Raw genomic sequence first — 21,322 nt, 5'->3', positions numbered from 1 at the left:
TGACGCGAGTCATAAATTTGAGAGTCATTAGCCGTTATGCTGATGACTCTTTTTTTAGGATTGATGATTAATCTTCAACTTTTACAAGTAATTACAAATACTGGTTTGACCTCTGTTCAGCTTCAAAGGTGTTGTTTGATTACCTTCATATAAAGCAAAATAGTCCATTACTTAACGTTATATGTAATGATTTTTTGTATTTTAATTACAAAACACTTGAAACTCGTACAGCCGTTAGATAAAAAAAGAATAATCATTGTGCCAATAGTCAAGGAATAGCTATGCAAATTGGTGTACCAAAAGAAATACTCGCTGGAGAAAGGCGAGTAGCGGCTTCGCCTAAATCGGTAGAGCAGCTAATAAAACTGGGGTTTGAAGTCTCAGTTGAGTCTCAAGCGGGTGAACTCGCAAGCTTCGATGACAATGCTTTCATAGCAGCAGGTGCTGCGATTGTAAGTAAAGATGAAGTTTGGAACTCAGACCTTATTCTCAAAGTAAATGCCCCTCTAGTCGACGAAGCCCATGACGAGATTGCCTTATTAAAAGAAGGCGCTACTCTGATCAGTTTTATCTGGCCAGCCCAAAATCCAGAGTTAATGGAAAAGCTTTCAAGCAAGAACATTAATGTATTAGCAATGGATTCTGTTCCTCGCATTTCACGAGCTCAGGCACTTGATGCACTTTCTTCGATGGCAAACATCGCAGGTTACCGTGCAGTTGTTGAAGCTGCTCATGAGTTCGGACGTTTCTTTACAGGACAAATCACAGCTGCAGGTAAAGTTCCACCAGCGAAAGTACTTGTAGCAGGTGCTGGCGTAGCAGGTCTGGCCGCGATCGGTGCGGCAGGTAGCCTTGGCGCTATTGTTAGAGCATTTGATGTTCGTCCTGAAGTAAAAGAGCAAGTGCAATCGATGGGCGCAGAGTTTCTTGAAGTAGACTTCAAAGAAGACTCAGGCTCAGGCGATGGTTACGCAAAAGAGATGTCTGAAGAGTTCAACAAAAAAGCTGAAGAGCTTTATGCTGAACAAGCAAAAGATGTCGACATTATTGTAACTACAGCTCTGATACCAGGCCGTCCTGCTCCTAAGCTAATCACCAAAGAAATGGTTGATAGCATGAAGCCGGGAAGCGTGATTGTCGACCTTGCGGCTGCAAATGGTGGTAACTGCGAATACACCGTTGCGGATCAAGTCATCACCACAGAAAATGGCGTAAAAATTGTTGGTTATACCGACATGGTTGGACGCCTACCGACACAATCTTCTCAATTGTACGCAACTAACCTTGTTAACTTGCTAAAACTTTTGTGCAAAGAGAAAGACGGCAACATCGACATCGATTTTGAAGACGTTGTACTTCGTGGTGTAACGGTTGTTAAAGAGGGTGAAGTAACGTGGCCTGCACCGCCAATTCAAGTTTCTGCACAACCTCAAGCAAAAGTAGAAGAGCCAGTGCAAGCTCAGGTTAAGGCTGAAGAACCTAAATCACCTGTTAAGAAGTTTGCTGCACTAGCAATTGGTGTAGGTGCGTTTGCATGGGTTGCATCTGTAGCACCTGCTGCATTTTTGTCTCACTTCACCGTATTCGTTTTGGCCTGTGTGGTGGGTTATTACGTTGTATGGAATGTGACACATGCTTTACACACGCCACTTATGTCGGTAACAAACGCAATTTCGGGCATCATCGTTGTCGGAGCGTTGTTACAGATTGGGCAGGGTAGCGGAGTGGTTACCTTCTTGTCGTTTATAGCCGTGCTCATTGCAAGCATTAACATCTTTGGTGGTTTTACTGTCACTAAACGTATGCTTGAAATGTTCCGTAAAGATCAATAGTAGGGAGTAACAAATGTCTGCAGGATTAGTACAAGCGGCATATATTGTTGCTGCGCTATTTTTTATTCTTAGTTTAGCAGGTTTATCTAAACAAGAGTCCGCTAGAAACGGCAACTACTATGGCATCGCTGGTATGACGATTGCGCTGCTAGCGACGATATTCAGCCCAGATGCTCAAGGCTTTGCGTGGGTGATTATTGCCATGGTTATTGGTGGTGGTATTGGTATCCACTACGCAAAGAAAGTTGAAATGACAGAAATGCCAGAGTTGGTAGCTATTTTACATAGCTTTGTTGGTATGGCTGCAGTTCTTGTTGGCTTTAACAGCTATATCGAGCCACCAGCACCTGTTTCAACTGACTTAGCTGGAATTCAAGCGGAGCATGTTATTCACCTTGTTGAAGTATTCTTAGGTGTCTTCATTGGTGCGGTGACATTTACTGGTTCAATTGTTGCGTTTGGCAAACTTCGTGGTGTTATTTCTTCATCGCCATTGAATCTTCCACACAAGCACAAAATGAACTTGGCAGCGATCGTTGTTTCTACTTTGTTGATGCTTTATTTCGTTAAAGCCGATGGCAGCATGTTTGCATTGATTGTGATGACGCTGATTGCTTTTGCATTTGGTTACCACTTGGTTGCGTCAATCGGTGGTGCAGATATGCCAGTTGTTGTGTCGATGCTGAACTCATACTCTGGTTGGGCAGCAGCAGCAGCAGGTTTCATGCTAGCAAATGATCTATTGATCGTAACTGGTGCACTAGTGGGTTCTTCTGGTGCAATTCTGTCTTACATCATGTGTAAAGCAATGAACCGTTCTTTCATCAGTGTAATCGCTGGTGGCTTTGGTCAGGAAGTTGTTATTTCAGGCGATGTTGACCACGGCGAGCACCGTGAAACAACGGCTGAAGAAGTTGCTGAAATGCTGAAAAACTCAAAGTCTGTTGTGATTACTCCAGGGTACGGCATGGCGGTTGCTCAAGCTCAGTACCCAGTGCATGAAATTACAGAAAAGCTTCGTTCACAAGGTGTAGAAGTCCGTTTTGGTATTCACCCTGTAGCGGGTCGCTTACCTGGTCACATGAATGTTCTGCTAGCGGAAGCTAAAGTACCTTATGACATCGTATTGGAGATGGATGAGATCAATGATGATCTATCTGACACTGATACTGTCCTAGTAATCGGTGCAAATGACACAGTAAACCCAGCAGCACTTGAAGATCCAAATAGCCCGATTGCAGGTATGCCAGTTCTAGAAGTATGGAATGCGCAAAATGTCATCGTATTCAAGCGTTCAATGAATACGGGTTATGCGGGTGTACAAAACCCACTGTTCTTTAAAGATAACACTCAAATGCTATTTGGTGATGCTAAAGAAAGTGTGGACGCGATTTCTAAAGCTTTGTAAGCTAAGGATACTTAAGAAAGAAGCCAGCAATTTGCTGGCTTCTTTGTTTTTTGTTAGAACATTATTGACACCAATATCACATTGTAAAATTATATTTTTGCGATAATATTTTACTTTAGACGTAACTTACTGATTTAACGAATTTTTGCATTGATTAAAACTACTTTAAAGTCTTTATCCTTATGCTTCTTATTAGCGTCAACACAAGCGTTTGCTGATTCCTTACCTGAGCGAATCGACAAGTTTGTTGACCTATTTGATCCGTCAGAAGCTACAGTTACGTACGACATTCGTGTATTACAAGCGGACTACCCAACACGTTTGTTGACACCTGAATCCATGCTGCCTCAAACATGGACATATCCACTTAAAGATATACAGCGTCTCTATCAATTAGCTCAAACTTGTACGGGTAAGCTTCCACTAAGCCCTTTAGTGACTGAGCCGTTAGTTTTTACTAGAGCGGTGTGTAAAGGAACCAAATTAAACACAAAATGGTTTGCAAGAAGTGCACTAATCCATCCTGGTGGTGGTACCTATGCTAACCGATACGCAACGTTACACCCTGACAAACAGGAAAAACTTCAACAATACATGCACATTAAAGAACGTCCGCTAGCAGAAAACGATACATTGCTTGGACGGCTGCAACGTATGAATGAAGAAACCATTCTCGCACTGATATCTGGTTCAAGTATGTTCCTTGAGCAAGACAACCTTTGGCTTCGACAAAACGACAATTACCTTATTTTCCCGCAAAACGTATGGAAGAAGAACATCGATATCGCGGGGCTTAGTTTTAAGTTGTCGAATGAAACAAGTACATGTTTCGTACAACGTGGTAACCTGTGTTGGGATGTAGAAGATCATTCTGATGTATTACGCATCAGTATGGTCGTTCTGGTGATTGCTAACATCTTGTTAGTATTAGGCTGGTCGGTTTATCGTTGGAATACTAAGCGACAAGAAATGAAGAGTCGTATGTTGATCCTTCAAATTCTAACGCATGAATTGAGAACACCGATAGCCAGCTTGTCGTTAACGGTTGAAGGTTTTAGACGAGAATTTGAAAAATTACCAGAGTCGGTGTATGACGAATTTAGACGTTTATGTGAAGATTCAAGACGACTTAGGCAGCTAGCGGAAGCAAGTAAAGATTATCTTCAATCAGATAACAAACCACTTGCTACGGAATGGGTACCTTCGGTTCAAGAGTGGCTTGAATATAAAGTAGAAGAAGAGTTTGTTGGAGATATTGAGTTTCGAATTAACAACGATGTTGCTGCCAAGTTAAACGTATATTGGCTTGGTACATGTATCGATAATTTAATACGCAATGCCGTCAAATATGGTGTTGCACCCGTAATGCTTGATGTGGAAACGTCGAGTTCAAAAATAGTAGTTAAGGTTATAGACCAAGGATCGCTAACACAAAAAGACTGGCGACAATTAAGAAAGCCATTTGTTAGCAAAAGTGGCCTTGGCCTCGGCCTTACCATTGTTGAATCTATGGTTGGGAGAATGGGAGGAAAGATGTCCCTCATTGGTCCACCTTCTACATTTATTCTGGAGATACCTTGTGAAACAGACACTGCTTCTCGTTGAAGATGATAAAAACCTAGCAGACGGCCTTTTAGTCAGTTTGGAACAAGCGGGATACGAGTGCTTCCATGCAGAGACTATTGCTGATGTAGAACAATACTGGGACAAAGCGGATCTAGTGATACTGGATCGCCAGTTACCGGATGGTGACTCAGTTGAGCACTTAGTCGATTGGAAGAAAATAAAAGACGTTCCCGTTATTCTTTTAACTGCTTTAGTTACTGTAAAAGACAAAGTAACTGGACTGGATGCAGGTGCAAATGATTACCTGACAAAACCATTTGCAGAAGCCGAATTATTTGCTCGTATTCGTGCACAGTTGCGTGCCCCTGATGCGGATGCGCTCGATGATACTAAAGTGAAAACTGAGCACTTGTTGATCGATAAGGCGACTCGTGAAGTCTTTTTCAAAGATGAATCGATCACTTTAACTCGAACTGAATTTGACTTGTTGCTTTTCCTTGCGAGCAATTTAGGCCGTGTATTTACACGTGATGAATTGCTTGATCATGTATGGGGTTATAATCATTTCCCAACAACACGAACGGTAGATACTCACGTTCTTCAGCTACGCCAAAAGTTGCCTGGTTTAGAGATCGAAACTTTGCGTGGCGTTGGTTATAAGATGAAAGCCTAATGCGGATTACAGCTTTTTTGATTGGCACGCTTATTAGCGTGCCTTTATATGCTGCGAATGTTGACTGGTTTGAAGACAATACGCCGTTAACACAAGCGCATAAACACTTGTTAAATGATGATCTACCATCGATGTTTTCATCTTTGGTTGAAGTTTGGCAACAAGAAAAAAAGCAGACTAACGCTCCCCACTTAAATGATCTTTTTCTCCAATCACTAGAAGTGGATTGTGGTAAGAGCCTAGATACAAAGTCATTACCGAATTGGCTAAAGTCTGTCACGGTTCAAAGAGCAGAAATTCAAAGCCCGGGTAGGGATGCGTATCGTGCTGAAGTTCGCGTTTCTACTTATAAAGAAATTGCCGACATCACATTGTCAAAGTGGGTACAGAAATCGTTATCAAACGATGACTCATTAACAGGTTTTGAGCCTGACGGAAACGGTGTCAAAAACTATATCAAACGTTATAACTTAAATAGTCGAGTGCCTATGGGGTTATATAGAATTGATATTACAGCGAAAGATCAAACATCTTGGAGCTCTTGGCTTGTCATCGGTGATCCAAGAGCAAAAATCAGCGTACGCTGGCAATCTAAAGATCAATGGTCGATCGAAAAAAATGCGCTTTTGAATCCTCATTGTCCGCTGCCTAAACAAAACGTGACCGTTTATGATTATGTGGATGGCACATATAATCAGGTATGGAAAGACGTTTCAGATTCTGATTACCCGACAAGCTTGGATTCTACGGGCATTCCTGCTGGACGGTATATCCTCGCAGTCTCGATGATACACCAGCGCTGGCAAGGTCCAATAATTGTAGAGCAATCACAAATAATTAGTAAAACTTATGATGTTTCCCAAGAGGAATAGCTAAAGTTTCATAACAGTGTGACGATATAAACGTAAGGGAATTAAAGAGTTTATATCGTTATGCAAAAACCAATAAAGCTTCTCACTCTTTCAATTGCTTGTGCAGCCGGTTCTGTACAAGCCGCAAGCTATGCCATCGAGGCTCGAGGTGATGCCATGGGTGGTGTCGGTGTTGTCTCAGCAAACTTTCTCACTGCACCTTTTTATAATCCAGCATTAACAGCAATATATCGTCGTAATGATGATGTTGGCATGATCACGCCAAGCTTTGGGTTAGCCTATAACGACGAATACATGATGGTCGATGAACTAGAGACGGCCGCTGGCATCATTGATAAAGCAGCAAATGGTGATTTCAGCCAAGTATCCGAATTACAAACTACACTCGATTCGTTACAGGGTGACAAAGCAAAACTAGAGCTGGGTGGGGTGGTGGCATTCGCTATTCCAAATCAGTATGTTGCTGCAAATGTGTTTGGTAAAGCGTATACCGAATCATTCGCCGAAACTGATATCTATGCTGGTTCAAATACTGGAATTTCAACCATTGACACTGCGGTGAATGCAGAGTTAAGTGCTGTCAACGCCGTTTCTATTGGGGTGACGGAAGTTGGTATCTCACTGGCGAAATATCAAACCTTCCTAGGACAACACATCGCATTTGGTATTACGCCAAAATTACAAAGAATTTATACCTATGTATATTCAGCAAACTTGAATAGCTACGATATTAAAGATGTACGTGACAATGGAACAGGGGAAACCATGTTCAACATGGATGCTGGATTCTTATGGTTTTATGGCCCGTTGAGAATCGGTTTTTCAGCGACTAACCTTGTTAGCAGAGATATTCAAACATTAACTCTGAACCAAACGGTCACTTCAAGCATTGACCCGAGCCAAAGTCGCGATCTCACACAAACATATGCTTATCAAATCAGGCCTCAATATACCGTTGGAGCAGGTATTGTCTCAGATTACTTTACATTAAGTGCTGATTACGAATTGAACGAAAATGAACGTTACACTAATTTCAACGACAATACTCAAATGGTTAGGGTAGGAGGGGAGTTGGATATATTACGCCAACTGAAATTGCGTGCGGGCTGGAACAAGAATATCGCCTATGATGATACTGACGATACCTTCACAGCAGGTATTGGACTTTCACCTTTGAATTTGTTCCAGCTTGATTTAGGTGCAAGTTATACTAATGAAAATTCGATGGGAGCTTACGTGAACTTTCTGACAAGTTACTAGTGAATGGAGTAATGCTGGCATCCAATCAAAAATCTGTTTACTATCGGCTCTTATTTATTGCTAGGAGTTTTTATGTTGGATGATCTTCCTCCTCTGAGCCACTCAGAACAACAAGTTGCCGTTGAGAAAATACAGCAACTCATGGCATCAGGGATCAGTACTGCACAAGCCATCAAAATAGTCGCTCAAGAAATTCGTGACCAAGCAGCAAAAGAAAAGGCAGAGTAATCTGCCTTTTCTTTTATCTTTAATTAAGCAGTAGCATATTCTTCTGTCAAAGTAACTTTCCTTGCAAATCTTTAATTTTCTCTTCGTGTTACTCCTTTGTTTAATTAAATCAATAGGTTAAAGTGGAATGATTGACTGCTGCTGATCTTGTTTGGTTTTATTGTGTAATTTAATTACATAAAAGATGTTAGGCTGTTTTTGTTCTAGCATAAAATGCTGCGAATAAACTTGCTTTACAGAAACAGTAATTACTCACCAACAAAATGTTTAAATTTGAGCTTTCTGATCAAATTCGAAAGGTCTTGATCAATATTGATCAAATTTAAAGTGGGTGTAATCGAAGGTTATAACGCTGAAGAATTTTTGATATGTATCAGGCTAGTCGTTCGGTAGTTTGGGAGCTGTAAAGTCAGTCGGCCTGCGCTAACGAACAATTGAAGAACTAGGCTTAGAACGTGAGGCTGCTTTTAGTTTAAGCAGGTTATGGACTCGTAAGGACTTAAGGCTTCTGGCATTGCGAGGTAGTAACCTTGAAACATGTCGATATCGAGTTGCTTCATGGTATCGTATTGATGTTTTGTTTCTATACCTTCAACAACAACCTTAGCACCGATCGATTTCGCAACACGTAACCCTTCGTATAATTTCTCTGGTTTAGCATCTAAAAAGTCTAACATGATAGAGCGATCAAGCTTTACGATAGCAGGTTGTATGAGTTCAACTCGTTCTTTTGTTGACGCCTTTGTTCCGTAGTCGTCGACAGCAACATGAAAGCCTTGATCGCTTAACTTCATCATTGTTTCACGCAGTGTATCATCGTCATGAAACTTTAATTCAACGAGCTCCATAACCAGTTGCGAGTGTTGGATGTTTAAGTCATTTAATCGTTTAATTAATAAGCTATTATCAAGACCGTTGTATGTAAGGTATTCAGTAGCAGAAGGGAGGACATTCAAAAACAATTTTAGATGTGCGTATTTAGAACGTGAAAAGTTACGAATATGTATTGCACGACTTAACCGTTCAACGTTGATCTTGTCTTCTAATTTTATTGCATTCGATTGAAAGTATGCATCCGGTCTAATTTGCATTCCTTGAGCCGTTTTTATTCTGACTAAAGCTTCAACGCCAATAATGCCATCTTGTCTATTGAAAATCGGTTGAAACACGCTCGAAAGGGTAAGTTCTTTATAGTTAGCAACAAACTGATACGCGCTGTTTAGTTCTATACACGCTTGGAATTGTTGCTGGAGGGAGAGAATCATGTTGTTACCAAGCTCACTATAAAGAATGAAATCTGTCGCATATTTTGTGAAAAATCATGAAACATCGCGTCACATTATTGATAATGTCATTAATATGTCAACGCATAAACAACGGTGCTTTATGGTTTATGTGATTGTTAATAGATAAAATAGTTAATTCGATTGACTTGATGTTTGTTGGTGCTGGTCTGGTCGTTTATCCTTGTCAATTGCACGTATTAGACATTAAGTTTGTTTTAGCCGCTAATAAAGCGATACCAGATATTATTCCCCAAATTCTAGATATATCTCTCAATATTCTATCTTATTGAAAAATGTTTCTTACGAACCTATCGCTATGTCTAATCGTTTGTTGTGGCTGACACCATCTCTGGGAAAGATTCTGATGCAGGGATCGGTATGTAATGGCGTTGAGGAAGGTGACCAATTGTTGAGGTTTGTATCTGTTATTCGTGTGGCTTGTAAACAAGACTAATACACGGTGGATTAAAGATGTTGCTAAAGCATCAACTTAATTGGATAACTGAATAGAGCTGAATATACTTTCTAACTAAACTTTGGTTCGTCGAGCGTTTTAATGGATGTGTAAATTTGACGTAATAGGGGCTAACATTAAAGTGTTTCTCAAGGTCATAAGCAAGCTGAGAGTCACTTTCGTATAGGCTGATGCCTTGAGCATTATATTCGTCAATTTCATCTGGGATCTGTCCTGTCCACCAGTGGAGTAGTTCTCGGCTTTGTTTACTTCGCGAAATCCAATGATCAGTTAAAAGGAGTAATAAATCATTTGGTTGGATAGCATACGCATACTCCTGTTGCCATTGCCCCACAGCTCGGAATAATTTTTTGCGACAAGTCGGTCCTGCACTGACTAAATGGGAGGTAATAACCCAGACGGTCCCTGCATCTGAGCTCACACGAAAGTGATGGGGATAATCTGTCGACTTCAAAGACTCCATTGGCGCAAAATCGCAAGTATGTCCGAACTCATTCAGCGTCCGAGCTAAGCGGCGAGCAAACGCAAGACCTAAATGGTGTTCGCTCATGCCCTGATTGTGAATCGTAGGATAGTGTTTTTCACATAGTTTCATGCAGTCCGTTTGAAACTCGTTAACACTTTGAATCAACACATCCAATAACAAATCATCTCTCCTAGAAAATGAGCACCAGAGCAAAAGTTCAGATTAACATAATTCGTTGCAGCGCTTGCTCAAAAATACTGACACCATGATCATGAACACGATTTTTTCTTTGAGATCATGGGCTTTTATTAAAACGTGGTCAAGCCATGCCAAGGTCATGTGGTTGGTGTGAATCACTTGATTTTTAACTTAAGCTAATACACTCCATATCCAGAACCCCAAAGTCATTAGGGTATAATCGTTAACGGTAAGAATACGAAAAGGTTTAAACAAATATGGCCAAGATTGAATTTACATCACAACAAAAGCACGATATGTCGGAAGCTTTGCAAAAGTACTTAATGGATGAGCTTCAAGTTGAAGTCGGGCAGTTTGATGCAGAGTTTATGTTTGATTTTATCGTAGAAACATTTGGGCCTGCTTTCTATAACAAAGGGATTGTCGATGCACAGACCGTTATTCACAGGAAGCTTCAAGACATTGATGATGAGCTGTATGAAATAGAACAGATAAGCAAGTATTAGCAAAAAACTCTTATTCAAAATTTTTGATGTAGTTGAACAGGTGTGCTCTATTTCACGAATGTAAAGAATGGTAAATACTATGTTGCGAAGAGTGAGGTGTATGTACTATGCCTGATAGGTATTCTCATTTACATTTAAAAGCAAGATAGAGAAAGTTAGTTATGAGTTCTGATGTACAAAGCTACAACCTGACAGCCCGTACCATTCATTGGTTATCTGCAATCATAGTAATAGGCATGTTTGGTGTTGGTTTGTGGATGGTAGATCTAAGCTATTACAGCGAATGGTATCAAACTGCGCCTCATTGGCATAAATCTATAGGTATCATTCTTGCGGCAGTCACGCTCTTTCGATTGATTTGGAAGTTTGTGACGGTGTCACCTAGTGTGGAAGGTCATGCCTATGAGATCTTAGGTGCCAAACTGGTTCATATCGCTATGTATGGTTTATTAGCAACTTTGTTTATATCGGGCTATCTCATTTCAACGGAAGACGGACGAGGTATCGATGTTTTCGGTTGGTTTACTGTTCCGGGATTAGGTGCACTTTTTGAAGGGCAATCCGACCTATCTGGAACCATTCACTTTTATGCAGCTTGGGCATTGATGATACTTGCTGGTTTTCACGCTATCGCTGCACTAAAACATCATGTGATTAATAAAGACAACACGCTACGCAAAATGATAGGAGCTTCAAAATGAAAAAAACGTTATTTGCTACAGGACTAGCTATGGCCATGGTACTGCCTTTTGGTGCCAGCGCAGCGGATTACGTTATCGATACAAAGGGTGCTCACGCATCTATTAACTTCAAAGTAAGCCATCTGGGTTACAGTTTCACGAAAGGTCGATTCAATAAATTTGATGGTGAATTCTCTTACGATCCAAAAAACATTGAAGCATCAAAAGTAACTGTAAATGTTGATACACGTAGCTTGGATTCTAATCATGCTGAACGTGACAAACACATCCGTAGCTCAGATTTTATCGATGCGGGTAAGTTTTCAACGGCGACATTTACTAGTACAAAAGTGGTCGACAAAGGTGATGGTAAGTTAGACGTGATTGGTGAACTGAATTTACATGGTGTCACGAAAACAATCACGATTGATGCCGAGTTTATTGGAGCTGGCCAAGACCCATGGGGTGGCGAGCGTGCTGGCTTTGAAGGTACGACACGACTTGAACTCGCAGATTTCAATATCGCGGTCATGGGCGCATCAAGCTATGTTGATATGGAACTATTTGTCGAAGGTATTAAGAAATAAATACCCTTGATTCAAAGAGAAAGCCCCCTAAAGGGGGCTTTTTTTGGTCTGTAGGCGACTTATTTCCTGACCAAAACTGTTATGCGGTTTCAAGCTCTTGTTGATTAACCACGGTTAAACGTTCTCCGTAAACATCTCGTAATGCTTTCAAAACATGTTCGCGGCAAAGAACACCAACGAGTTGTCCATTTTCTAGCACAGGTAACATGTGTGGTTTATTTACCTTCATGCTCTTTGCGCGCTCTTCTAGAGATAGTGACGTCATACGTGTTGCGATGCCCATTCCGCTTGTTGGGTATAGCTGCTCTTTGTCAATACACAGAAATTCAGTAACATCTACCAACTTATCTGCTGCATCTATTGCAATCACATCACGTGACATCAAATCCACTACTTTTTGTTCCATACTTGGAATGTAATCCTGACACCACAAATCAACCATGACATCGTGAGCAGAGAAAAAACCAACCAAACGACCTTCAACATCACACACCGGCGCGCCATCAAGGTGGTTAGCGAGTAGAGTGTCAATCGCGACTGCTGTTGGCATTTCTACAGAAAGGGTCAGTGGGCGAGTGTTCATAATTTCTTTAACGGTGATGTTGCTGTTCATAATGATGTCCTTAACTGTCGTAATTTGAGTTGTATTTGTAATGGTTGATACGTTCGCCGCTTTAAGTTGCGGACGACGGTAGATACACCAGTTGGCGAGCCCAACTAATACGGCGCCACCGACAATGTTGCCCAGTGTGACTGGGATTAGGTTGGCAGTAACAAATTGGTAAATATTAAGATCAGCGTATTGACTGGCACTGACGCCGGCTTCTAGCCAAAAACTATTTGGTGCAAAATTTTGAATGACGATGCCTAGTGGCACCATGAACATGTTGGCCACACAGTGCTCAAAGCCAGTAGAGACAAACATGGCGACAGGCATAATGGTCATCGCCGCTTTTGTCATGGCATTTGCGCTACTGAACGTTAGCCAAATTGCTAAGCACACGAGTAAGTTACACAACACACCAAGAGAAAATGCTTGAATTGGTGAATGGTGAAGCTTGTGCTGCGCAATATTTAGAGCGTTTAAGCCCCATTGGCCGTGATCCAATTGATACAGACCGGCGGCAGATACTAAAAGGAGCAAAAACATTGCGCCGATAAAGTTACCGATATACACCTTGCCCCAAATTGAGAGCATTTTTCCGAAGCTGATCTGTTTATTTGCCCAAGAAATGCTCGATAACACTGAGCTGGTAAACAGTTCTCCGCCGCATATTACAATCAGTATTAATCCCATACTGAATGCCAGACCGCCAGCGAGTCGGCTTAATCCCCATCCTGCATCAGCACTGCCTGTGGTCACTGTGATGTAGAAAAGAAAGGCTAATCCGATAAAAGCACCCGCCATAACTGACAAGCTTAAGATCATCCCGTCACTTTTCTTTGCTTTGCTCAAAGCGAACTTTTCGGCTTCTGCCATCATCTCTGCAGGAGAAAAGTATTGATGATTAGTTTCAGCTGACATTTCTGCTCCCTAATCTGTTGTTCATGTTGACCTCCGTAAAAAATTAAAGGTGTTTATAAGGCCTGTTGCCTGACTGCCAATTCAGATTAGAGAAGTAGGGTATAGAGGTAAAATTGATAATTTTTAAAATCTTTATCAAAAAGATTGATATGTACAAATGCACCAGTAAAATGAAACAGCTTGCCTATTCTGAGAGGTCAATGAACGGGCATGGATTACAAATTAAGGAATGAGATCAGGAGCTTCAGTGCGCTATTCATTAAAGCAACTTGCGGTATTTGATGCCGTCGCAGATTCAGGCAGCGTAAGCCTAGCGGCTGAAAAGCTTGCATTAACACAGTCAGCGACGAGTATGTCGCTCGCACAACTAGAGAAGATGCTAGGTCGTCCTTTGTTTGAAAGGCAAGGCAAGCAAATGGCATTAACCCATTGGGGTATGTGGTTAAGGCCAAAAGCAAAACGCTTACTGCAAGATGCGAAGCAAATACAAATGGGGTTCTATGAACAACATTTACTCAGCGGAGAATTAAGGCTCGGTGCGAGTCAAACACCAGCAGAACATTTGGTTCCGGATCTTATCAGCATTATTGATAATGACTTCCCTGAAATGCGCATATCACTGAAAGTGAAGAGTACCAACAGCGTAATTGAAGGGGTGCTGGATTATAAATATGACTTAGGCGTTATAGAAGGGCGTTGTGATGACAATCGGATTCACCAAGAAGTATGGTGTCGAGATCATTTAACAGTCGTTGCCGCTGCACACCATCCCTATGCGCGTTCTGAGCGTGTAAGTCTAGCGCAATTAGAACAAGCAAAGTGGGTTTTACGAGAGCATGGTTCTGGTACTCGAAAGATTTTTGATAGCTCCATTCACCATCTTATTGAAGATTTAGATGTTTGGCGTGAGTACGAACATGTGCCTGTATTAAGAAGTATGGTTGCTCACGGACAATATCTAACGTGCCTACCGTACCTCGATGTAGAAAAGTTTATTGAGAGCGGGCAATTAGTTGCACTTAATGTTCCTGAGTTGAACATGGAACGTACACTGTCTTTCATATGGCGAGCAGATATGGTTGAAAACCCTTTAGCAGAGTGCATCAAGCGTGAAGGGTTGCGAATGATGAAAGGAAAACCATCAGTTCTATAATCTATATTTTCCAATTCTGTTGATTTACCGTTTGCGTCACAATTAAAGGAAACTAACTGTTACATCGTTACTTGTAAATGTGATCAGCATCCTTAATTTCTATGCAATAGAACGTAGAATGTCCTCTTGATTCATGATGCTGTAGACAAGCTGCAGCGACAGCGAGGGCATATGAGCACTTTATTCGCCATTTCACTCACTACTGGTATCTTGTCCGGAGTATGGGGATGGGTGGCAGTGTCTTTGGGTTTGTTATCTTGGGCGGGCTTTTTAGGCTGTACCAGTTATTTTGCATCTCCAAAGAGTGGTGTTGTCGGTCTTTTACAAAGTTTGTTGACGAATATGGCAGGCGTTTTTTGGGCACTGGTTATTATCCATCTGTCCAATTTTGTTTCTCTTGAAATAATGGGTTATGTCATTACTGCTGTAGTAGCATTTTTCATGTGTATTCAAGCGAAGCAACAATGGCTGAGTTATATACCGGGCACCTTTATAGGCTCTTGTGCGACCTTTGCCGCTGATGGGAATTGGAGCTTAGTGGTTCCTTCTCTTATTTTAGGTGGCATATTTGGCTACTTAATGAAAGCAAGCGGTTTGTGGCTGCATCAGAAATCAAATCAACCTAAAACAAGTAATGACGCTAAGCTTTCTACACGAGCTTAAAGCTTACTTTTAGGTTACCCCCGATTGATTAGTATTACGAAGTTTTATCTTCCTTTTAATACAGGCACCTGGTTAGGTGCCTTTTTTATTTCTGCGTGTCTGTCTATCAGCTAGGTATTGCCATTCGCCATTGTGACACACCGTTTCAATGTCCACCTCAATAAGAGTGGGATACATTCCATTCCTTTATCTTCACAGTGTGACACGATAGCTAAAGCCAGATCGGGCTTAGCAAATTTCTTCAATACCCGGGTAACTACTTTTTTGGCAGGAATAGGGTGATCGTGAGGGATTTTGATCATGTCTTTGAAAAAGAACTCAAAGCCGTTGTTATACAAGAAATGCTCAATGTCTCTATCAGGTAATTCGGTTAATCTGTGCCGTTCTTGATCGTGCTCGAGCTGAGCGCGTACCGCGGTTGCATATTTTTTCCCAGCCGCGTCCCCATCTGTAACCACATGCCAATCGATACCAAATGCTTTGGCAATCTTAATCAAGGAGCGAAGCCCGGATTGGGCAAATTCGATGATCTGAACGCCTTCTGCAGCTAAGTTGTAACCACATTGATTAGCGAGTTCGTTAAATAACCATACTTCGGTTTCGCCTTCTACTAGGAGCCAACAGCGAGCAAATAAAGCGCCGGGCCGATGAAACCGGATATGAAAGCCAATCCGCCTTAAGTCATCTTTCCCCAAACTTTGTTGAGACAGATAGCGAGTCACTGTGCGGTCTGATTGACGCACGAGACGTCGGATACTGTGGATTGGCACTTGTGCGAGTAAATCACCACTGTTGGTGGTTAAGATCTTTTGCATGGGGAGCAGTTGCAACAAGCTCCAAGCTCTTGCTAGGTGTGTAGGGTGCAAGCGTCCTTCGGGATCTTCAATGATCAACAAAGGTCGAGCACAACGCCTTAACTCTGTTGGTCCTTTTGCTTGTAAATAAGCATTTAGTAAACCCATAAAAAGTAAGCGAGTTTGTTTATTCTTGGTTTCTTCGACAACTTGGGAGATGCTTTTTTCGTTAGTTGTTGCACTGTAGAACAAACCATCTCTTTGCTTTCTTGGATTCTTACGTGAACTACTTTTAAAGCTAAAGTAGTGCTCAACCAAGGTATTCATTGAATTTAAACTACTTTTCATTTCCCCTTTGTTGACATGGCCAGGTAGCGCCATTAATCGGCGACAAGTATTATTGATCCGTTTTTCGACGCGCGTGTTGAATCCATTGGATGCGTCAAAAGGTCGTTCGAATCGGCGTGAGTCTTTAAGGCGAATAACAGGGTGTAATGTCATCAATTCAGCCGCTAGTTTCTCGGAATGGTGAAGAGGCAGCGGGTTACCTTCGATGTCAAGAAATGCGTATTTGGTTTTTATGTCATATTGTTCACGAGTTGCGCTCAATCGATAAAAAATACGATACTTGCCTTGCTCATCTTGTACCCAGATGGGTTTAATACGCCGATAGCGGCCGGCATTGATTTCATTCTTATCATTAGATATCAGGCTAAGCACGATTTGCAGGTGCTGTGATTGAGGATGAGCAATGGAATAGTCGACATGAAAATCGGTCATTTCGAATTCGTAGGGGACGCCTTCCGGAGGCAGCGCAACGGATAAGGCATCAAGTAAAGATGACTTACCCCATGTGTTTTCCCCAATTAATGTCGTCAACTCATCGAATGCGAGCGACATTCTTTTAATACCTCGAAAGCCGGAAATCTCAATTCTTTCTAACTGCATAAGTTAACTCCCGTAAGCTGCCAACAACGTCATACCACACCGTTTTATACAATTGCTGTTTCTCTCTGATTTTTAACAGTATTTCTAGAGTATTGATGTTTAGGTATATGGCCAAGCATACTTTAAGCTTAATAGAAAAAACTAATATAAGCAGAATGTTAGCTCACATATTGTTAGGTCAATGCCGATAACTATATGACCGCACTAACGCTTTTATGATTTCTTTTCAAAGTTATTTCATAAAAGTCACGATTCTGTCATGATCATTGCGCTAGGATGGAGATGAAAAATAGAGAAGACAAAATATGCAAGATAAAAACAACAAGCCAGTCTCTCTAACGCTGGCACACATTAATGACACTCATTCTTACTTCGAACCCACATCGCTGCCTCTGCATATCAAAAACGGTGAACGTGAATTGACGCCTTTCGTCAGTGCAGGTGGTTTCGCTCGTATTGCAACTCGTGTGCATCAACTGCGTGATGATGCAACGCGGATGAAGCGAGGCTTCCTCTTCTTACACGCTGGTGATTGCTTTCAAGGCACCTTGTACTTTTCATTGTTTAAAGGCGTCGCAAACGCAGATATGTTGAATGCGTTAAATATTGATGCAATGGCACTTGGTAACCATGAACTGGATATGGGTAATGAACCTGTAGCGTGTTTTGCGCAGAGAATCGAGTTTCCCTTGCTCGCAGGAAACTGGGATTTATCAAACGAATGCCAAGAAAAGGCCGTAAAGCTTTCAGAAAACACCAAAGTACATAGTTACGATGTTGAAGGACAAAAAGCGAATTGGATCATCAAACAAATTGATGGAGAACCCGTTGCTGTGTTTGGGTTGTCGCTCGATAAGATGGACGACATTGCAAACCCAGACGCGGATACGCCGTTTGTAAACGCACTAGAAACAGCAAAGAATACCGTGATGGCACTGCATAGTCAGGGCATCAATAAAATTATTCTGTTGAGCCACCTCGGCTACGAAGCGGATCTGGAGTTAGCAGAAAGTGTTTCTGGGATTAGCTTAATTGTGGGTGGCCATAGCCATGTGTTACAAGGTGATTTTAGCGATATTGGAATGGCTAAGTCCGATCCTTATGGCGTAAAAGTGAATCAAACGTATGTTGTCCAAGCGGGGTATCACGCATTAAGTGTTGGTCATTGTGAGGTCGATTTTGCGGCCAATGGTGAAGTGATTCGTTTTAATGGCAGAAACGAATTGTTGCTTGGTCGCCGATTGTTTATTGATGCAAGTATGAATGAAGCGGCGACAGATCAACCTCATCAACAAGCGTGTGATTATCTAAACCAACACCCAAATGTGGTGGTTTGTAAAAAAGACCCGCAAGTACAGAGTATTTTGGTGGATAAGTACATTCCAGAAGTTCGAAAATTGCAAAAGCAGGTGATTGCTAATGCTTCGCAACCATTAAGGCATGTAAGGATCCCTGATGAGCAGGGGCCAAGCCAGGTTGCCCCTTTAGTGGCGGAATCTTTTTGTTATCAGATGAACATACTTGGTCACAATGTGGATTTCGCCATTCATAACGCTGGTGGTGTTAGAACATCGCTCAATGCTGGCAAAATAACCGTAGCTGATATTGCAGGTAAGCTGTTGCCATTTGCCGTTCCTATTGGTGTATATAAGGTTAAAGGGCAGGTGATTGCCGCTGCGCTAGAAGGGGCAATTAATAATGCAACAAATAACGGTGTTGAAGGCACAGGATCAGGTTCCTATCCATATACTCATAACTTACGTTTTCGATATTTAAAAGCATCGCCGAAAGGTCAACGGATCGCCAATCTTGAAATCTATTCATCTGAGTTAGGTTGGCAGAAAGTCATTGCGGATAAAGTCTACACAGGCGCTTCTTCGGCCTACACAATGAAGGGGAAAGAAGGGTATGAAGCACTGCTGCAATTAAGTGGAGAGTCTTATATCAGCAATGAGTCGATGGCAGATTGCTTTATTGCCTTGCTGTGCTCAGATCCAGAAAAACTGACGTTAGAAACGGGTACCGCATTACTCGGTAAATAATTGGTATAAACGTTGCTGGCTACACCTATAAGGTTTGTGAATAAATAAAGCAGACAATTTAGGGGGAACCATGTGGGGTAAAGACTGGGTTGATATTGCTGTCGTCATAAGTTGGATCGGTATATGGTCCGCACTTGTTTATTTTGTACCAATGGGTGGTGTTTAAATCATCATAGATAAAAAGGCACATTTGAATGTGCCTTTTTGCTACTTATAAGGTGCAATTTATCTGATTTTTCCTATAGATAAAATTGGAACCTCAGGAGTAGAATCGCGCTGTTTGGGGAGTAGTCGCCTCTGGTTTACTTATCGTCATCTCGTTAGGCTCAGACCTATCCGGTAAGTATAAGTGCTAATACTGTTGGAAACAGAGTTATCACTTCGACGAGACCAACGTAATCAAATCAACTTTCAGGGTTTTTCTGAAGGTTTTCGTTTGTTTGCGGTAGGGGTCGTCGATATAGAAAACCGATCCCTCCGCGTTTGGAGGAATCATGACCCCAATGACTTATCTGGCTTTTGGCCTATTAACGCTATCTTTAGTTGTTCTCGATATTTGGCAAACCCGTGGCGGAAAAATTACCGTTAAAAAAGCCGCGCTGTGGAGCGTATTTTGGTTTGTTTTAGCTTTCTTATTTGCAGCCAGTATCTATTTCTTCTGGGATGTCTATGCACCAGACAGTGTTTATACGCCAGAAAAAGCGACAATCTCTTTTCTAACGGGTTATTTGCTCGAGAAATCTCTTAGTGTCGACAACCTGTTTGTTTTCGCAATTATTTTCCATCAATACCTTGTCCCTGAACATTTGCGCCCAAGAGCCCTGCTGTGGGGGGTTATAGGTGCACTTGTCCTAAGAGGTATCATGATCGGTGTCGGAGCTCAATTACTGGCTCAGTATCACTGGCTACTGTATCTATTTGCACTGTTTTTGATTTGGACAGGGATCCAACTTGCTCGTGATAAAGGTGATGAAGAAATTAATCCGCTACCAGAGAAGATCATTCGCCGTTTTGCGAGTGTGACTGATGGGTATCGAGGTAACGCATTAGTAGTAAGGGAGAATGGAAAACGCATGGTGACTCCAATGATGGTTGTTATTGGTGTCATTGCATTTATGGATGTGATGTTTGCGCTTGACTCCATCCCAGCAATCTTTGCTGTAACGCGAGAGCCATTTTTAGTGCTAGCGGCAAACGTATTCGCATTGCTTGGACTACGTTCTCTTTACTTTGTATTGCAGGGGATGATGGATAAGTTTATTTATCTTAAACCAGCCTTGTCATTCATTATGGTGTTCATCGGTGTGAAAATGATGTTAGTGGGGTCAAAGTGGGAAATCCCAACGTTATGGTCACTTACTGTCTTGTTGTCTGTGATGACCATCGCTGTTGTTGCATCGATTATGAAGCAGCGTAAAGAGCGTGCATTAGCTATCGAAACTTTGGATAGATAATCTAATACTAATCAAGAAGAAAGCCGCATTTTTTTTATTTTAAAATGTAGTAACAATGTAAATGATAGGCGGCTTATTCTTTCTATATTGAATTAAAAGACAAATTAAACGGTTTTTAATGCACTTTCGTTGCGGTTTGGTGCATAAAGTGAAAAGGTAAATGTTAAGGTATTGTTCCATTAGAAAATCTAATTCTAAAATCTAATTTTTGTCATTTTTTGCTCAATGAATATTTGATTAATATTAGCACAACAAAACAAGTTACCGGATTATATAGAGAGGCAACCATGGCACAAGCAATGCACATTGATACTATCGCTGCTCCAACCTCTATGGATAAGAAAACCTACTCGGTTAACTTCAAAGGATTGATTGCACATTTATTAGATATTTTGTTTACAGACAACAGCTCTCCGCGTGCTCACTATGCGAATGATCTGTCGGTTCACATGCAAAAAGACATCGGCTTAAGTCGTTAAGTTCTGATAAATCGATTGAAAAACGCTGGCGCACATGCCGGCGTTTTTTTATGCCTTAAATAAAGGAATTAAGGAGTAACAAATAAATATTATGTGACAGTGTCATATTTTGTAAGCCAATTACTCAAACAAGGTAGGGAAATCCTTTAGATCTATAGTGGATAGGGAATAGAGTGAGTAAATTTGATAGAGATAAATAAAAAGCTCTCAATAATAAAAATATTGAG

At 41.4% G+C, this 21,322-nt stretch carries 19 protein-coding genes; 15 read left to right on the top strand and 4 right to left on the bottom strand.

Features of this window, described 5'->3' with window-relative positions:
* Positions 1 to 281 precede the first annotated feature (281 nt).
* The 7 genes from pntA (at position 282) to ACQEXS_RS07335 (ending at position 7,839) form a co-directional block, all read left to right on the top strand.
* Positions 282 to 1,832 carry a Re/Si-specific NAD(P)(+) transhydrogenase subunit alpha gene (gene pntA / locus ACQEXS_RS07365; protein ID WP_427013342.1) on the top strand — a complete coding sequence of 517 codons (1,551 nt, stop codon included), beginning with the start codon at positions 282 to 284 and terminating at the stop codon, positions 1,830 to 1,832.
* A 13-nt stretch (positions 1,833 to 1,845) separates the two neighbouring features.
* Entirely contained in the window at positions 1,846 to 3,240 is a 1,395-nt protein-coding gene (pntB, locus tag ACQEXS_RS07360; RefSeq protein WP_427009545.1) for a Re/Si-specific NAD(P)(+) transhydrogenase subunit beta, read from the top strand.
* A 141-nt stretch (positions 3,241 to 3,381) separates the two neighbouring features.
* Entirely contained in the window at positions 3,382 to 4,845 is a 1,464-nt protein-coding gene (vxrA, locus tag ACQEXS_RS07355) for a sensor histidine kinase VxrA (RefSeq protein WP_374144858.1), read from the top strand.
* A complete protein-coding gene (gene vxrB, locus ACQEXS_RS07350) occupies positions 4,820 to 5,479 on the top strand; it encodes a response regulator transcription factor VxrB (RefSeq protein ID WP_367989896.1) in 660 nt (219 codons plus the stop codon). The genes vxrA and vxrB overlap by 26 nt, the downstream gene beginning before the upstream one ends.
* A complete protein-coding gene (locus ACQEXS_RS07345) occupies positions 5,479 to 6,351 on the top strand; it encodes a DUF2861 family protein (RefSeq protein ID WP_367989895.1) in 873 nt (290 codons plus the stop codon). Before vxrB ends, ACQEXS_RS07345 begins: the two co-directional genes overlap by 1 nt.
* 60 nt (positions 6,352 to 6,411) lie before the next feature.
* Complete coding sequence (locus ACQEXS_RS07340) at positions 6,412 to 7,611, top strand: conjugal transfer protein TraF (RefSeq protein ID WP_427009546.1); 1,200 nt, start codon at positions 6,412 to 6,414, stop codon at positions 7,609 to 7,611.
* 72 nt (positions 7,612 to 7,683) lie between these two features.
* Positions 7,684 to 7,839, top strand: coding sequence for a YoaH family protein (locus ACQEXS_RS07335; protein ID WP_367989893.1), 156 nt, complete (start codon positions 7,684 to 7,686; stop codon positions 7,837 to 7,839).
* A gap of 467 nt (positions 7,840 to 8,306) precedes the next feature.
* On the opposite strand, the gene ACQEXS_RS07330 is transcribed toward ACQEXS_RS07335, so the two are convergent.
* Both ACQEXS_RS07330 and ACQEXS_RS07325 read right to left on the bottom strand, forming a co-directional pair.
* Positions 8,307 to 9,104: an EAL domain-containing protein gene (locus ACQEXS_RS07330; RefSeq protein WP_427013341.1), complete on the bottom strand. Its 798-nt coding sequence runs from the start codon at positions 9,102 to 9,104 to the stop codon at positions 8,307 to 8,309.
* Positions 9,105 to 9,610: 506 nt separating this feature from the next.
* On the bottom strand, positions 9,611 to 10,246 hold the full coding sequence (locus tag ACQEXS_RS07325; RefSeq protein WP_427009548.1) for a hypothetical protein: 636 nt from the start codon (positions 10,244 to 10,246) through the stop codon (positions 9,611 to 9,613).
* A gap of 275 nt (positions 10,247 to 10,521) precedes the next feature.
* On the opposite strand from ACQEXS_RS07325, the gene ACQEXS_RS07320 reads away from it, so the two are divergent.
* The 3 genes from ACQEXS_RS07320 to ACQEXS_RS07310 all read left to right on the top strand — a co-directional run bounded on the left by ACQEXS_RS07320 (position 10,522) and on the right by ACQEXS_RS07310 (position 12,037).
* The gene (locus tag ACQEXS_RS07320) at positions 10,522 to 10,770 is read left to right on the top strand and encodes a DUF2164 domain-containing protein (protein ID WP_367989890.1); all 249 of its coding nucleotides are present in this window, start codon (positions 10,522 to 10,524) and stop codon (positions 10,768 to 10,770) included.
* A gap of 161 nt (positions 10,771 to 10,931) precedes the next feature.
* The gene (locus ACQEXS_RS07315; RefSeq protein WP_427009550.1) at positions 10,932 to 11,471 is read left to right on the top strand and encodes a cytochrome b; all 540 of its coding nucleotides are present in this window, start codon (positions 10,932 to 10,934) and stop codon (positions 11,469 to 11,471) included.
* Positions 11,468 to 12,037, top strand: coding sequence for a YceI family protein (locus ACQEXS_RS07310; protein WP_367989888.1), 570 nt, complete (start codon positions 11,468 to 11,470; stop codon positions 12,035 to 12,037). Before ACQEXS_RS07315 ends, ACQEXS_RS07310 begins: the two co-directional genes overlap by 4 nt.
* Positions 12,038 to 12,116: 79 nt before the next feature.
* Here the strand turns inward: ACQEXS_RS07310 and focA are convergent, their stop codons facing one another.
* Entirely contained in the window at positions 12,117 to 13,562 is a 1,446-nt protein-coding gene (focA, locus tag ACQEXS_RS07305; RefSeq protein ID WP_427013340.1) for a formate transporter FocA, read from the bottom strand.
* A gap of 247 nt (positions 13,563 to 13,809) precedes the next feature.
* On the opposite strand from focA, the gene ACQEXS_RS07300 reads away from it, so the two are divergent.
* Both ACQEXS_RS07300 and ACQEXS_RS07295 read left to right on the top strand, forming a co-directional pair.
* Positions 13,810 to 14,715, top strand: a complete 906-nt coding sequence (locus ACQEXS_RS07300; protein WP_367989886.1) for a LysR substrate-binding domain-containing protein — start codon at positions 13,810 to 13,812, stop codon at positions 14,713 to 14,715.
* Between the two features lie 171 nt (positions 14,716 to 14,886).
* Positions 14,887 to 15,378: a DUF1097 domain-containing protein gene (locus tag ACQEXS_RS07295; protein ID WP_367989885.1), complete on the top strand. Its 492-nt coding sequence runs from the start codon at positions 14,887 to 14,889 to the stop codon at positions 15,376 to 15,378.
* Positions 15,379 to 15,488: 110 nt separating this feature from the next.
* Here ACQEXS_RS07295 and ACQEXS_RS07290 read toward each other — a convergent pair whose 3' ends face one another.
* Positions 15,489 to 17,120: a DUF2813 domain-containing protein gene (locus ACQEXS_RS07290; RefSeq protein ID WP_367989884.1), complete on the bottom strand. Its 1,632-nt coding sequence runs from the start codon at positions 17,118 to 17,120 to the stop codon at positions 15,489 to 15,491.
* Positions 17,121 to 17,425: 305 nt separating this feature from the next.
* Between ACQEXS_RS07290 and ACQEXS_RS07285 the strand changes: the two genes are divergently transcribed.
* From ACQEXS_RS07285 to ACQEXS_RS07275, 3 genes are all read left to right on the top strand, one after another.
* On the top strand, positions 17,426 to 19,162 hold the full coding sequence (locus tag ACQEXS_RS07285; RefSeq protein WP_427013339.1) for a bifunctional metallophosphatase/5'-nucleotidase: 1,737 nt from the start codon (positions 17,426 to 17,428) through the stop codon (positions 19,160 to 19,162).
* Positions 19,163 to 19,656: 494 nt separating this feature from the next.
* Complete coding sequence (locus ACQEXS_RS07280) at positions 19,657 to 20,616, top strand: TerC/Alx family metal homeostasis membrane protein (RefSeq protein WP_427013338.1); 960 nt, start codon at positions 19,657 to 19,659, stop codon at positions 20,614 to 20,616.
* 287 nt (positions 20,617 to 20,903) lie between these two features.
* Positions 20,904 to 21,095 carry a hypothetical protein gene (locus tag ACQEXS_RS07275; RefSeq protein WP_367989881.1) on the top strand — a complete coding sequence of 64 codons (192 nt, stop codon included), beginning with the start codon at positions 20,904 to 20,906 and terminating at the stop codon, positions 21,093 to 21,095.
* Positions 21,096 to 21,322: the final 227 nt, after the last annotated feature.

Source organism: Vibrio sp. TRT 17S01 (genome assembly GCF_050113695.1).
GTDB lineage: Bacteria > Pseudomonadota > Gammaproteobacteria > Enterobacterales > Vibrionaceae > Vibrio.
Note: the sequence above shows the minus strand (reverse complement) of the source record. Positions and strands in the feature narration are given on the sequence as shown.